12 protein-coding genes are annotated in these 14,415 nt (G+C 71.4%); 6 read left to right on the forward strand and 6 right to left on the reverse strand.

Annotated features, from left to right (window positions below; genetic code table 11):
- Positions 1-132 precede the first annotated feature (132 nt).
- Genes pgi through IO20_RS0102560 form a run of 3 tightly spaced genes read left to right on the forward strand, consistent with a single transcriptional unit; the run spans position 133 to position 3,837 of the window.
- The gene (gene pgi / locus IO20_RS0102550; RefSeq protein ID WP_030547088.1) at positions 133-1,785 is read left to right on the forward strand and encodes a glucose-6-phosphate isomerase; all 1,653 of its coding nucleotides are present in this window, start codon (positions 133-135) and stop codon (positions 1,783-1,785) included.
- A gap of 4 nt (positions 1,786-1,789) precedes the next feature.
- Positions 1,790-2,290, forward strand: a complete 501-nt coding sequence (locus tag IO20_RS0102555) for a PH domain-containing protein (protein ID WP_030547087.1) — start codon at positions 1,790-1,792, stop codon at positions 2,288-2,290.
- Complete coding sequence (locus IO20_RS0102560; protein WP_051874306.1) at positions 2,287-3,837, forward strand: PH domain-containing protein; 1,551 nt, start codon at positions 2,287-2,289, stop codon at positions 3,835-3,837. The genes IO20_RS0102555 and IO20_RS0102560 overlap by 4 nt, the downstream gene beginning before the upstream one ends.
- 28 nt (positions 3,838-3,865) lie before the next feature.
- On the opposite strand, the gene pgl is transcribed toward IO20_RS0102560, so the two are convergent.
- Genes pgl through tkt form a run of 5 tightly spaced genes read right to left on the reverse strand, consistent with a single transcriptional unit; the run spans position 3,866 to position 10,495 of the window.
- Positions 3,866-4,648 carry a 6-phosphogluconolactonase gene (pgl, locus tag IO20_RS0102565; RefSeq protein ID WP_030547082.1) on the reverse strand — a complete coding sequence of 261 codons (783 nt, stop codon included), beginning with the start codon at positions 4,646-4,648 and terminating at the stop codon, positions 3,866-3,868.
- Positions 4,645-5,703: a glucose-6-phosphate dehydrogenase assembly protein OpcA gene (opcA, locus tag IO20_RS0102570; RefSeq protein WP_030547079.1), complete on the reverse strand. Its 1,059-nt coding sequence runs from the start codon at positions 5,701-5,703 to the stop codon at positions 4,645-4,647. The genes pgl and opcA overlap by 4 nt, the downstream gene beginning before the upstream one ends.
- Positions 5,700-7,232, reverse strand: coding sequence for a glucose-6-phosphate dehydrogenase (gene zwf, locus IO20_RS0102575; RefSeq protein WP_030547077.1), 1,533 nt, complete (start codon positions 7,230-7,232; stop codon positions 5,700-5,702). Before zwf ends, opcA begins: the two co-directional genes overlap by 4 nt.
- A gap of 5 nt (positions 7,233-7,237) precedes the next feature.
- Entirely contained in the window at positions 7,238-8,356 is a 1,119-nt protein-coding gene (gene tal / locus IO20_RS0102580) for a transaldolase (RefSeq protein ID WP_030205960.1), read from the reverse strand.
- 36 nt (positions 8,357-8,392) lie between these two features.
- Positions 8,393-10,495, reverse strand: coding sequence for a transketolase (tkt, locus tag IO20_RS0102585; RefSeq protein WP_030547075.1), 2,103 nt, complete (start codon positions 10,493-10,495; stop codon positions 8,393-8,395).
- A gap of 313 nt (positions 10,496-10,808) precedes the next feature.
- Here tkt and IO20_RS0102590 point away from each other — a divergent pair, with 313 nt between their 5' ends.
- The 3 genes from IO20_RS0102590 (at position 10,809) to IO20_RS0102600 (ending at position 13,397) form a co-directional block, all read left to right on the forward strand.
- A complete protein-coding gene (locus IO20_RS0102590; RefSeq protein ID WP_030205955.1) occupies positions 10,809-11,756 on the forward strand; it encodes a heme o synthase in 948 nt (315 codons plus the stop codon).
- Between the two features lie 144 nt (positions 11,757-11,900).
- Positions 11,901-12,221, forward strand: coding sequence for a hypothetical protein (locus tag IO20_RS0102595; protein ID WP_030205952.1), 321 nt, complete (start codon positions 11,901-11,903; stop codon positions 12,219-12,221).
- Positions 12,222-12,296: 75 nt separating this feature from the next.
- Complete coding sequence (locus IO20_RS0102600) at positions 12,297-13,397, forward strand: amidohydrolase family protein (RefSeq protein ID WP_030547073.1); 1,101 nt, start codon at positions 12,297-12,299, stop codon at positions 13,395-13,397.
- Between the two features lie 34 nt (positions 13,398-13,431).
- On the opposite strand, the gene IO20_RS0102605 is transcribed toward IO20_RS0102600, so the two are convergent.
- On the reverse strand, positions 13,432-14,391 hold the full coding sequence (locus tag IO20_RS0102605) for a COX15/CtaA family protein (protein WP_030547071.1): 960 nt from the start codon (positions 14,389-14,391) through the stop codon (positions 13,432-13,434).
- Positions 14,392-14,415 lie beyond the last annotated feature (24 nt).

Raw genomic sequence — 14,415 nt, forward strand, 5'->3', positions numbered from 1 at the left:
CGTGCACCACCGCTCTCCTCACGACCCTGCCGTTCGCGCCTCGCCGTCGCGTCGTCGGCCCCCCTGATCAATTAGGTTTGGAGACGCAGCGGGGCAGACAAGCAGTACGAGAAGAAGTGGGCGATGTCCGAGATGAACAACGAAGGCCGCACCAGGCTCAACCGGCTGCCCGAGTGGGCGGCCCTCGGCAAGCACCGTGAGCAGCTGGGCGAGACCCACCTGCGCGACCTGTTCGCCGCCGACCCCGAGCGGGGCACCGGCCACACCCTCCGGGTAGGCGACCTCCACCTGGACTACTCCAAGCACCTCGTCACCGACGAGACGCTGACGCTGCTGCGCGAACTGGCCGCCGCCACCGGCGTGGCCGAGCTGCGCGACGCCATGTTCCGCGGCGAGAAGATCAACACCACCGAGGACCGCGCCGTCCTCCACACCGCGCTCCGCGCGCCCCGTGACGCCGTGGTCGAGGTCGACGGGGAGAACGTCGTCCCCGGCGTCCACGCCGTCCTCGACAGGATGGCCGCGTTCGCCGACAAGGTCCGCGCCGGCGAGTGGACCGGCCACACCGGCAGGCCGATCAAGAACATCGTCAACATCGGCATCGGCGGCTCCGACCTCGGCCCCGCCATGGCCTACGAGGTCCTGCGCTCCTACACCCAGCGGGACCTGACGCTCCGTTTCGTCTCCAACGTCGACGGCGCCGACCTCCACGAGGCCGTCCGCGACCTCGACCCCGCCGAGACGCTGTTCATCGTCGCCTCGAAGACCTTCACCACCATCGAGACGATCACCAACGCCACCTCCGCCCGCGACTGGCTCCTCACCGGCCTCCGCGCCGGCCAGGAGGCCGTCGCCAAGCACTTCGTCGCCCTCTCGACCAACGCCGAGAAGGTCGAGGAGTTCGGCATCGACACCACGAACATGTTCGAGTTCTGGGACTGGGTCGGCGGCCGCTACTCCTACGACTCCGCCATCGGCCTCTCCGTGATGATCGCCATCGGCCCGGAGCGCTTCCGCGAGATGCTCGACGGCTTCCACCTCGTCGACGAGCACTTCCGCACCGCCCCGCCCGAGGAGAACGCGCCGCTGCTCCTCGGCCTCCTCGGCGTCTGGTACGGCGCCTTCTTCGACGCCCAGTCGCACGCCGTACTCCCGTACTCCCACTACCTGTCGAAGTTCACCGCCTACCTCCAGCAGCTCGACATGGAGTCCAACGGCAAGTCGGTGGACCGCGAGGGCAGGCCGGTCGACTGGCAGACCGGACCCGTCGTCTGGGGCACCCCCGGCACCAACGGGCAGCACGCGTACTACCAGTTGATCCACCAGGGCACCAAGGTCATCCCGGCCGACTTCATCGGCTTCGCCCGGCCCGTCGCCGACCTCCTGCCCGGCCTCGTCGCCCAGCACGACCTGCTCATGGCCAACTTCTTCGCCCAGACCCAGGCGCTCGCCTTCGGCAAGACGCCCGAGGAGGTACGGGCCGAGGGCGTCCCCGAGGAGCTCGTCCCGCACAAGACCTTCCAGGGGAACCACCCCACCACCACGATCCTCGCCGAGAAACTCACCCCTTCCGTCCTCGGCCAGCTGATCGCGCTCTACGAGCACAAGGTCTTCGTCCAGGGCGCGATCTGGAACATCGACTCCTTCGACCAGTGGGGCGTCGAACTCGGCAAGGTCCTGGCCAAGCGGATCGAGCCGGTCCTCACCGAAGGCGAGGGAGGCGAACAGCTCGACAGCTCCACCGCCGGTCTCGTGACCACCTACCGCTCGCTGCGCGGACGGTAGAGGCATGACGGGGGAGAACGCGGTGCGGCTGCGGCCGCCCAGGAACGCCGTGGACGAGCGGGCCGTCACCTGGTGGCGGAGCCGGCTCCTGGCGACCACCGCCGTGCCGGTGGTGGTCCTCGCCGTCCTCGGCGCCCTCATCGGACCCGCCAGGTCCTGGCTGCTGATCGCGGCCGGTGCCGTGGCGGCCGTGGGCCTCGGCTGCGCCGCGTTCCTCCCCTCCTGGTGGTTCCGGGTGCACCGCTGGGAGGTCACCGGCGACGCCGTCTACGTCCGCACGGGAGCCTTCTGGCAGGAATGGCGGATCGCGCCGATGTCCCGCATCCAGACCGTCGACACCTCGCGGGGCCCGCTGGAGCAGCTCTTCCGGCTCGCCACCGTCACGGTGACCACCGCCTCCTCCAAGGGCGCGATCCGGATGGCGGGCCTCGACCACGAACTGGCCGCCGGTCTCGCCGAGCGGCTGACCGTCATCACCCAGGCCACCCCCGGGGACGCCACATGAGCGTGGACCGCGCCGACAGGGTGGACCAGGACACGGCCTGGCTGCGGCTCGATCCCCGGACCGTCCTCGTCCGCGTCGTCCTCTTCGCCGGCGTCCTCGCCGGAGCGGCGCTGCCCGTCGCGTTCGGCCTCGCCGGGTCGCGCCCCCTGTGGCAGGCCTTCGCGTGGGTCGCCACGGGCTTCGCCCTCGCCCTGGCCGCCGACATCGTCGCCGAGACCGTCCGCTACCGCCGCACCCGCTACCGTGTCGGCCTCGAACGCGTCGAACTCCACACCGGACTCCTCGTCGTCCAGCGTCGCTCGCTGGGCCGCGAGCGCGTCCGCAGCGCCGATCTCACCGCCAACCCCCTCCAGCGCGTCTTCGGCCTCGTCAAGCTCCGCATCGGCACCGGCGAGCACACCTCCGGCGGCGAGTCCACGCTCGAACTCGACCTGGTCACCCGGGCCGAGGGGGAGCGGCTCCGCCGCGAACTGCTCGCCCGCGTCACCGCCACCGCCCCCGACGATCCGGACCACGACAACGCCCTGGCCGTCCTCGACCCGCGCTGGATCCGCTACGCCCCCGTCTCCTTCGTCGCCCCCGCCCTCGGCGGCGCGGCGGCCGGAGCCGTCATGCAGGTCAGCGAGTGGTTCGGCGCCCAGGGAGAGGTCATCGACTGGATAGGGGACCGCTTCCGGGACGTCTCCGTCCCGTGGATGATCGCGGACCTGATCCTCCTCGCCACCGTCGCCGGGGTCGTCGGCGCCCTCGGCCTCTGGGTCGAGATGTGGTGGAACTACCGGCTGGAGCGCGAGCCGGGCGGCACCGTGCGGGTCTCCCGCGGCCTCTTCACCACCCGTTCGGTCTCCCTGGAGGAGCGCAGGCTGCGGGGGATAGAGCTGGTCGAGCCGCTCGGGGTCCGGCTGTGCGGGGCCGCCCGTGTGGACGCCGTCGCCACCGGTCTCTCCGAGAGCGGCGACGACCGGCACACCGACCTCAAGACCCTGCTGCCGGCCGTGGGCCGGGAGACGGCCGACCGCGTCGCGGCCCAGGTCCTGCGCGAGCCGGAGCCGCCGACCGCGGCCCCGCTCGCCGGCCACCCCCGCGCCGCCCGGACCCGGCGGCTGCGCTGGGCCCTGTGGTCCGTCGGCGTCCCCGTCGCCGTCCTCGGCGCCCTCGGACTCCTCCTCACCCCGGTCCTGCTGTACGTGGCGGCCGGCTGCGCGGTCGTCCTCACCCCGGTCGCCGTACTGTTCGCCCTCGACGCGTACCGCGGCCTCGGACACGGCGTCAGCGGCGCCTACCTCGTGACCCGTTCGGGGACGGTCCGGCGCGCCACCGTCGCCCTCCAGCGCTCCGGTGTCATCGGCTGGACCGTCAGGCAGTCGTACTTCCAGCGGCGCGCCGGCGTCCTGACGCTCACCGCCACGACGGCGGCCGGAGCGGGCGCGTACGACATCCTCGACGCCGGGCAGAGCCAGGGCCTGACCTTCGCCGCCGGGGCCGTACCGGACCTCCTCGCGCCCTTCCTGGAGCCCGTACCGACGACGGAGGCCCGGTCCACCTGACGGTGAACCGGGCCTCCGTATACGTCGGTCAGGCCGAAGCCGGCGGATACAGACTCCGCGGCAGCTCCGAGGCCGCCGCCGCGTCGAGCAGCCACAGCGTGCGCGAGCGGCCGTAGGCACCGGCCGCGGGGGCCTGCACCTCGCCGGCGCCCGACAGCGCGATGGCCGCCGCCTTCGCCTTGTCCTCACCGGCCGCGAGCAGCCAGACCTCCTTGGCCGCCCGGATCGCCGGAAGGGTCAGGGAGACCCGTACCGGCGGCGGCTTGGGCGCGCCGTGCACGCCGACCACCGTCCGCTCGGTCTCGCGGACCGCGGGCAGCTCGGGGAAGAGCGAGGCCACATGGGTGTCGGGACCGACGCCCAGCATCAGGACGTCGAAGGTCGGCACCCCGCCGTGGTCGCCGGGACCCGAGGCGGCGGCCAGCTCCGCCGCGTACGCGGCCGCGGCGGCGTCGACATCGGCGCCGTAGGGCCCGTCCGAGGCCGGCATGGCGTGCACCCGCGCCGGGTCGAGCGGCACCCGGTCGAGCAGCGCCTCCCTGGCCTGGGTCACGTTCCGCTCGGGGTCTCCCTCGGGCAGGTAACGCTCGTCGCCCCACCACAGGTCGAGCCGCGACCAGTCGATCGCGTCCCGCGCGGGCGCCGCGCCGAGCGCCGCGAGCAGGCCGTTGCCGTTGCGTCCGCCGGTCAGGACGACCGAGGCGGAGCCGCGGGCGGCCTGGGCGTCCACGATCTTCGTGATCAGCCGGGCCGCGGCGGCCTCGGCCATCAGCTCCTTGTCGCGGTGGACGACCAGCTGGGGAGTGCTCACCTGGCCGCCGCCTTCTTGGCCGGTGCCTTCTTCGCGGCGGGCTTCTCGACGGGCTCGGCCGGGGCCGCGGCGGGCTCGGCCGGTGCCGTGACGGCGTCCTGCTCCGGCGTGGGAGCGAGCGTCGCCGCCTCCTCGTCCAGCCGTTCTATGCCGAACTTGAGCGCCGTCGCGTAGGTGTCGTCCGGGTCGAGCCGGCGCAGCTCCTCCGCGATCAGCTCGGCCGTCTCGCGGCGCTTGAGCGCCACGCCGCGGTCCGGCTGTCCCTGGATGGAGAGCGTCGCGAGCGAGCCGTCGGGCCGGTCGAGCACGATCGGTCCCGAGCTGGTCTCCATCCGTACGGACGTCAGACCGGGGCCCGCGGACTTCGAGCGCCGCACCGGCACCTTCAACCGCTCGGCCAGCCACATCGCGAGCAGTTCGACGCTCGGGTTGAACTCCTCGCCCTCCACCTCGGCGGAGGTCACCTCGCACACGACCTGGTCGAGCGCGGCGGCGAGCATCGAACGCCACGGGGTGATCCGGGTCCACGAGAGGTCCGTGTCGCCGGGGGTGTAGCGGTCCGCGCGCGCGGTCAGCTCCTGGATGGGCTGCTCGGCGGCGTACGTGTCGGTCACCCGGCGCTGGGCGAGGGCGCCCAGCGGGTCGCTCGCCGGGTCGGTCGGCGCGTTGACCGGCCACCAGACGACGACGGGGGCGTCCGGGAGGAGCAGCGGCAGCACGACCGACTGGGCGTGGTCGACGACCTCGCCGTACAGCCGGAGCACCACCGTCTCGCCGGTGCTGGCGTCGGCGCCGAGGCGGACCTCGGCGTCGAGCCGTGCCTTGGCGCGGTCCCGCGGCGAGCGCGAGACCCGCTTGATGACCACGAGGGTCCGCGAGGGGTGCTCGCGGGACGCCTCGTTCGCCGCCTTCAGCGCGTCGTAGGCGTTCTCCTCGTCGGTGACGATGACGAGGGTGAGCACCATGCCGACGGCCGGCGTGCCGATCGCCCGCCGCCCGAGCACCAGCGCCTTGTTGATCTTGGATGACGTGGTGTCCGTCAGGTCGGTCTTCATGGCCGGCGCCAGCTCCGTCCGTCTCGTGCGAGCATCTCGTCCGCCTCGACCGGACCCCAGGTCCCGGACTGGTACTGCGCGGGCTTGCCGTGCTTGTCCCAGAACTGCTCGATCGGGTCGAGGATCTTCCAGGACAGCTCGACCTCCTCGACGCGCGGGAAGAGGTTCGAGTCGCCGAGCAGGACGTCGAGGATGAGCCGCTCGTACGCCTCGGGGCTGGACTCCGTGAAGGACTCGCCGTACGCGAAGTCCATCGACACGTCCCGGATCTCCATCTGGGTGCCGGGCACCTTGGAGCCGAACCGCACCGTCACGCCCTCGTCGGGCTGCACCCGGATCACGATGGCGTTGCGGCCGAGTTCCTCGGTCGCGGTGTGGTCGAAGGGGGAGTGCGGGGCGCGCTGGAAGACGACCGCGATCTCCGTGACGCGACGGCCGAGGCGCTTGCCGGTGCGCAGGTAGAAGGGGACGCCCGCCCAGCGGCGGTTGTCGATCTCCAGCTTGACGGCCGCGTAGGTGTCCGTCTTCGACTGGGGGTCGATGCCGTCTTCCTGGAGGTAGCCGACGGCCTTCGCGCCGCCCTGCCACCCGGCCGCGTACTGACCGCGGACCGTGGACTCGCCCAGGTCCTTGGGCAGCTTCACCGCGCCGAGGACCTTGGTCTTCTCGGCGGCCAGCGCGTCGGCGTCGAAGGAGGCGGGCTCCTCCATCGCGGTCAGCGCGAGCAGCTGGAGCAGGTGGTTCTGGATGACGTCACGGGCGGCGCCGATGCCGTCGTAGTAACCGGCCCGGCCGCCGATGCCGATGTCCTCGGCCATGGTGATCTGCACGTGGTCGACGTACGACCGGTTCCAGATCGGCTCGAAGAGGGTGTTGGCGAAGCGGAGCGCCAGGATGTTCTGGACGGTCTCCTTGCCGAGGTAGTGGTCGATCCGGAAGACCGCGTCGGGCGGGAAGACCTCGTGGACGACCTCGTTGAGCTCCTTCGCGGAGACCAGGTCGTGCCCGAAGGGCTTCTCGATGACCGCGCGGCGCCAGGAGCCGTTCTTCTGGTCGGCCAGGCCGTGCTTCTTCAGCTGCCGGACGACGAGCGGGAAGAACTTCGGCGGCACGGACAGGTAGAAGGCGAAGTTGCCGCCGGTGCCCTGCGCCTTGTCCAGCTCCTCGACGGTGGACTTCAGCTTCTCGAAGGCGTCGTCGTCGTCGAAGTCGCCCTGGACGAACCGCATCCCCTGGATCAGCTGCTGCCACACCTCCTCGCGGAACGGCGTGCGGGCGTGCTGCTTGACGGCTTCGTAGACCTCCTGCGCGAAGTCCTCGTCCTGCCACTCGCGGCGGGCGAAGCCGATGAGCGAGAAGCCCGGCGGCAGGAGGCCGCGGTTGGCCAGGTCGTAGACGGCAGGCATCAGCTTCTTACGGGACAAATCGCCCGTGACGCCGAAGATCACCAGGCCCGACGGCCCCGCGATGCGCGGGAGCCGTCGGTCTGCGGCGTCACGGAGCGGGTTGGCTCCGTGGACTGCGCTCAAAGTGCTTACGCCTCCGAAGGTGCGAGGCGCTGAAGCTCCGCCTCGGTGGACTTGAGCAGGTCGTTCCAGGACGCCTCGAACTTGTCGACGCCCTCGTCCTCGAGGAGCTGCACGACGTCGTCGTAGCTGACGCCCAGCCGCTCGACGGCCGCGAGCTCGGCGCGCGACTGGTCGTAGGTGCCGCGGATGGTGTCACCGGTGACCTCGCCGTGGTCGGCGGTGGCCTCCAGGGTGGCCTCCGGCATGGTGTTCACCGTGCCGGGGGCGACCAGGTCCACGACGTACAGGGTGTCCTTGTACGCCGGGTCCTTGACGCCGGTCGAGGCCCACAGCGGACGCTGCTTGTTGGCCTGCGCCTTGTCGAGGGCGGCCCAGCGCTCACCGCTGAACACCTCTTCGAAGGCCTCGTAGGCCAGGCGGGCGTTGGCCAGGGCGGCCTTGCCCTTCAGCGCCTTGGCCTCGTCGGTGCCGATGCCGTCCAGGCGCTTGTCGATCTCCGAGTCCACGCGGGACACGAAGAAGGAGGCCACCGAGTGGATCTTCGCGAGGTCGAGGCCGCGCTCCTTGGCCTTCTCCAGGCCCGCCAGGTAGGCGTCCATGACCGCGCGGTAGCGCTCCAGGGAGAAGATCAGCGTGACGTTGACGCTGATGCCGAGGCCGATGACCTCGGTGATCGCCGGCAGACCCGCCTTGGTGGCCGGAATCTTGATCAGCGTGTTGGGGCGGTCCACCAGCCAGGCCAGCTGCTTGGCCTCGGCGATGGTGGCGGCCGTCTCGTGGGCGAGACGGGGGTCGACCTCGATGGACACCCGGCCGTCCTGGCCGTCCGTCGCGTCGAAGACCGGCCGCAGGATGTCGGCGGCGTCACGGACGTCCGCCGTCGTGATCATGCGGATCGCCTCGTCGACGGTCACCTTGCGGGCCGCGAGGTCGGCGAGCTGCTGGTCGTAGCCGTGACCCTCCGAGATGGCCTTCTGGAAGATGGACGGGTTGGTGGTGACACCGACCACGTGGCTCTGGTCGATCAGCTCGGCCAGGTTGCCGGACGTGATCCGCTGGCGCGAGAGGTCGTCCAGCCAGATCGCGACGCCTTCGTCGGAGAGGCGCTTGAGAGCGTCTGTCATGAGAATTGCATCTCCAATAAGTCGTACGTATGCGGGTCAGCGCGCGGCGGCGGCGATCGATTCCCGGGCGGCGGCGACGATCGCCTCCGGCGTGAAACCGAACTCGCGGAACAGGACCTTCGCGTCCGCCGAGGCACCGAAGTGCTCCAGGGAGACGATCCGGCCGGCGTCCCCGACATACCGGTGCCAGGTGAGACCGATGCCGGCCTCGACCGCGACCCGGGCCTTGACCGACGGCGGCAGGACCGAGTCCTTGTACGCCTGGTCCTGCTCCTCGAACCACTCCACGGACGGCATCGAGACCACGCGGGTCGGGACACCGGCGGCCTGGAGCTGCTCGCGGGCCTCGACGGCCAGGTGCACCTCGGAGCCCGTGCCGATCAGCACGACCTCCGGCTCCGTGATCTGCCCGGAGGGCCCTTCGGCGTCGAAGAGCACGTAGCCGCCCTTGACGGTGCCCTCGTTCGGCGCGTACGTCGGCACGCCCTGACGGGTCAGCGCGAGGCCGTGCGGGGCGCCCTTGCCGAAGACCTTGGTGTGGCGCTGCATGATCTCGCGCCACGCGAGGGCCGTCTCGTTGGCGTCGGCCGGACGGACCACGTTCAGACCCGGGATCGCGCGCAGCGAGGCGAGGTGCTCCACCGGCTGGTGCGTCGGGCCGTCCTCGCCCAGACCGATCGAGTCGTGGGTCCAGACGTACGTCACGGGCAGGTGCATCAGCGCGGACAGACGCACCGCGTTGCGCATGTAGTCGGAGAACACCAGGAAGGTGCCGCCGTAGATCCGCGTGTTGCCGTGCAGCGCGATGCCGTTCATCTCCGCGGCCATCGAGTGCTCGCGGATGCCGAAGTGGATCGTGCGGCCGTACTTGTCGGCCTCCGGCAGCGGGTTGCCCTCGGGCAGGAACGACGAGTTCTTGTCGATCGTCGTGTTGTTGGAGCCGGCGAGGTCGGCCGAGCCGCCCCACAGCTCCGGGACGACCGCGCCGAGCGCCTTGAGGACCTGGCCCGAGGCGGCACGGGTGGCGACACCCTTGCCCTGCTCGAAGACCGGCAGCTTCTCGGCCCAGCCGGCCGGCAGCTCGTTCGCCTGGATGCGGTCGAACTCGGCGGCGCGCTCCGGGTTGGCCGTACGCCACTCGGCGAGCGACTTCTCCCACGCGGCGCGGGCCTCACGGCCGCGGTCGCCGAGCGCCCGGGTGTGCGCGATGACCTCGTCGGTGACCTCGAAGGTCTGCTCCGGGTCGAAGCCGAGGACGCGCTTGGTGGCCGCGATCTCCTCGTCGCCGAGCGCCGAGCCGTGCGAGGCCTCGGTGTTCTGCGCGTTCGGCGCGGGCCAGGCGATGATCGAGCGCATCGCGATGAACGACGGACGCTCGGTCTCGGCCTCCGCGGCCCTGATCGCCGCGTACAGCGCGGCCGGGTCCAGGTCGCCGTTGGCCTGCGGCTCGACGCGCTGGACGTGCCAGCCGTACGCCTCGTACCGCTTCATCGTGTCCTCGGACACGGCCGTCTCGGTGTCGCCCTCGATCGAGATGTGGTTGTCGTCCCACAGCAGGATCAGGTTGCCGAGCTTCTGGTGGCCGGCGAGCGAGGACGCCTCCGCGGAGATGCCCTCCTGGAGGCAGCCGTCACCGGCGATCACGTAGATGTGGTGATCGAACGGGGAGGTGCCGGTGGCGGCCTCCGGGTCGAACAGACCGCGCTCGTAGCGGGCGGCCATCGCCATGCCCACGCCGTTGGCGACACCCTGGCCCAGCGGACCCGTGGTCGTCTCGACGGCGGCGGTGTGGCCGTACTCCGGGTGCCCCGGGGTCTTCGAGCCCCAGGTGCGGAAGGCCTTCAGGTCATCCAGCTCGAGCCCGAAGCCACCCAGGTACAGCTGGGTGTAGAGGGTCAGGGACGAGTGGCCGGCGGAGAGGACGAACCGGTCGCGTCCGACCCACTCGGGGTCGGCCGGGTCGTGCCGCATCACCTTCTGGAAGAGGGTGTACGCGGCGGGCGCCAGGCTCATGGCCGTACCAGGATGGCCGTTGCCGACCTTCTGTACGGCGTCCGCGGCCAGGATGCGGGCGGTGTCGACAGCCCGCTGGTCCAACTCGGTCCACTCGAGGTCTGTGGTGGTCGGCTTAGTGCTCACCCTGGGTCAGGGCTCCTCTCCACATGTCTTGAGCCGGTGACTGAGGGTGTACCGGCGGTGTCGAGCCTACCCCCGCCGGAACCCGCGTCTTTTCGTATGCGCGCCCTCAAATGAGCGGACACAGCAAGACTGCCGCCGCCCGTGTGAGTTCGCCTCCCGAGGTGTGTCCACACCGTGGGACACACCCCCTCAACACGACCCCACCCCCGCGAAGATCGGTGTCTGGGCAACGTCTACAGTGGCGTGGTACGCGCAAGCTTCACCCCGCCTTCGCCCGGGGAGCTTGCTGGGAATTTCTCTGTCAGGGGTGTGCGTGACGGCCGTCGAGTCCCGACCCGCAGGGGTCGTCTTGACTCCCAGCCCGGGGGGCCATCGGCCGTTCGGGGCCCGCGTCAAGGCATTCGTGGCGCTGACCAAGCCGCGGATCATCGAGCTGCTGCTCATCACCACCGTGCCGGTGATGTTCCTCGCCGAACAGGGCGTGCCGGATCTGTGGCTGGTGCTCGCCACCTGCTTCGGCGGCTACCTGTCCGCGGGCGGAGCGAACGCGCTCAACATGTACATCGACCGCGACATCGACGCGCTGATGGACCGCACGTCCCAGCGTCCGCTGGTCACGGGCGTCCTGACGCCGCGAGAGGGGCTGGTCTTCGGCCTCACGCTCGCCGTGGTCTCCACGCTCTGGTTCGGCCTGCTGGTCAACTGGCTCTCCGCGGCCCTCTCGCTCGGCGCGCTCCTCTTCTACGTCGTCGTCTACACGATGATCCTGAAGCGCAGGACCGCGCAGAACATCGTCTGGGGCGGCATCGCCGGCTGTCTGCCGGTGCTCATCGGCTGGTCGGCCGTGACGAACTCGATGTCCTGGGCAGCGGTCATCCTCTTCCTCGTCATCTTCTTCTGGACGCCGCCGCACTACTGGCCGCTGTCGATGAAGGTCAAGGACGACTACGCGCGCGCGGGCGTCCCCATGCTTCCCGTCCTGGCCTCCAACAAGGTCGTGGCCAAGCAGATCGTCCTCTACAGCTGGGTGATGGTCGCCGTCTCGCTGCTGCTCACCCCGCTGGGCTACACGGGCTGGTTCTACCTGGCCGTGGCCGTGCTCACCGGCGGCTGGTGGCTCTGGGAGGCGCACGCGCTCCTCGCCCGCGCCAAGGCGGGCGCCACGGGCGCGAAGCTCAAGGAGATGCGCCTCTTCCACTGGTCCATCACCTACGTCTCGCTGCTCTTCGTGGCGGTCGCGGTGGACCCCTTCCTCCGCTGACACGCACTCCGCCGGGCGGTACGCCGGTTTTGTGGCGGGGTGGCCCGCTCAGATGATCTGTCCCGACCGACGGCCGGGTCACGTGGGATAGGCCACGTGGCCCGGCCGTCGTCAGTAGATCTACGCGTCGGTAGCATCGCTGTCATGGCAGAAACGAAGCAGGAAGAGCGCAAGGCGGCCAAGCTCGCCAAGGAGATCCAGGCCTTCTCCAAGGAGCACGGCGGCTCCGAGGGACACCTCGCGCACATCGGTCAGGCGGGCACCCGGATCGTCCTCGTCGGCACCGACGGCGGCTGGGGCGACCTCGTCGCGCCCACCCACGCGATCGCGCGGCAGGCCGCCGAGAAGGCCGGGCTCACCCTCCACGAGGAGTTCGACGGCGAGTTCGCCGCCAAGGTGGAGACCGGCCCGTACGAGTGGACCCGGATGGCCGGTATCCAGATCGGCGGCCCCTCCAACCGCTGAGGCAACAACCTCGCGCGGGGCTCACCCGTTAGGACGTGTGGAGACGCGACTCGTCCACACAGGGAGCCCCCCGAGATGATCGACACGCCGAGCCTGGTGGACCAGCACTGCCACGGGGTGCTCCGCACGGAACTCGGCCTCGGCACCTTCGAGGCCCACCTCGGCGCCCAGCTCGGCGGGCGCCCCGCGCTGCCCGCCACGGGCACCACCTTCTTCGACACCCAGACCGGCTTCGCGGTGCGCCGCTGGTGCCCGCCGCTCCTCGGGCTCGAACCGCACTGCCCGCCGGCCCGCTACCTCGCGCGCCGCCGCGAACTCGGTGTCGCCGAAGCGGGCCGGCGCCTCCTGCGCGCCTCCGGCATCGCGACCTACCTGGTCGACACAGGGCTCCCCGACGATCTGACGGGCCCCGCCGAGATCGCCGCCACGGGCGCCGCCGACGCCCATGAGATCGTCCGCCTGGAGCCCCTCGCCGAACAGGTCGCCGACACCTCGGGAACCGTCGAGGCCTTTCTGGCCAACCTCTCCGAGGCCGTCCACGGGGCCGCGGCCGTCGCCGTCGCCTTCGCCTCCGTGGCGGGCGTACGCCAGGGGCTCGCGTACGCGTCCGAACCGCCGGGGCCCGGGGAGGTGCGCGGGGCGGCGGGGCGCTGGCTCGCCGGACGCCCGGCCGGCGGCCGGCTCACCGACCCCGTACTGCTGCGCCATCTGCTCTGGATCGCGGTCACCGCGGGACGCCCGCTCCAGCTGCACACCGGGGACCGCGGTCCGGCCTCGGTCGCCGACTTCGCCGCCGCCACCACGGGACTCGGCACCGACCTCGTCCTGCTGCACTCCTACCCGTACCACCGCGCCGCCGCCCGGCTGACCGGGATGCACGCGCACGTGTACGCGGATCTGAGCCCCGTCCTCGCGCACACCGGGGCGCGGGCGGCGGCCGTGCTCGCCGAGGTCCTGGAACGGGCGCCGTTCGGCAAGCTGCTGTTCTCCAGCGGCGCCCACGGACTTCCCGAACTCCACGTGGTCGCCGCGAGCGTCTTCCGCGCCGCCCTCGGCCGTGTGCTCGGCGAGTGGGTCATGGACGGCGCCTGGTCCCGCACGGACGCCCAGCGGGTCGCCACGATGATCGGGGCCGGAAACGCGCGACGGGTCTACCGGCTCGCGGGGAGCCGGTAGACCCGGGGCGGTCCGTACAGGGTGTGCGGGCAGGTCAGGCCCGTGCGGGCTCCGGCTCCGCCTGGGCCGGGATGTCGGCGACGGGGAGCGGGCGCTCGCGCGTGCTCAGGGCGAGCCGCAGCACCGCGATCCACATCAGCGAGGAGCCGAGCATGTGGACGGCGACGAGCAGCTCGGGGACCCCGGTGAAGTACTGGACGTATCCGATCCCGCCCTGGGCCAGCAGCACGATCAGCAGGTCGCGGGCGCGCGCCCGGGTGTCGACCGGGGCGTCCACCACGCGGAGCACCAGCCACATCGCGAGCGCGAGCGCGCAGACGACCCAGGCGGCGATGGCGTGGAGGTGCGCGGCGTCCGTCCAGTTCCACGGCATGCGCGGGACGTCGCTGCTGTCACCGGCGTGCTTGCCCGCGCCGGTCACCGTGGTGCCGAGGGCGATCAGCAGACCCGAGGTGATCGCGATCGCCCAGGACAGCTTCCGCACCGGGCGCGGCACGCGGGGGCGGGGGGCGGTGTCGCCCTCGCCGGTCCGGTGCCAGGTGATGACGGCGACGGTGAGCAGGGCGTTGGCGGCGAGGAAGTGTCCGGCCACCGTCCACGGGTTGAGGCCCATCCACACCGTGATGCCGCCGAGGACGGCGTTGCTCATCACGATCCAGAACTGCGCCCAGCCCCAGCGGGTCAGGTTCCGGCGCCACGGCTTGGTGGACCGGGCGGCGATGATCGCCCAGCCGACGGCCGCCGACAGGACGTACGTCAGCATCCGGTTGCCGAACTCGATCACACCGCGGTAGCCCTGCTCGGGCGTCACGATGAGGCTGTCTTCGGTGCACTTGGGCCAGGTGTCGCAGCCGAGACCGGAACCGGTCAGCCGGACCGCGCCGCCCGTGACGATGATGAGCACGCTCATCACGACGGCGGAGAGCGCGGCGCGCCGGAGCGTCCTGGGGGACGGGGTCCAGCGCCTGGCGATGAAGGCGAGGGGGGTCAGCACGGGCCCTATCGTAGGACGGCGCTT

Origin of the sequence: Streptomyces exfoliatus (assembly GCF_000725545.1) — a bacterium.
Taxonomy (GTDB): domain Bacteria; phylum Actinomycetota; class Actinomycetes; order Streptomycetales; family Streptomycetaceae; genus Streptomyces; species Streptomyces exfoliatus.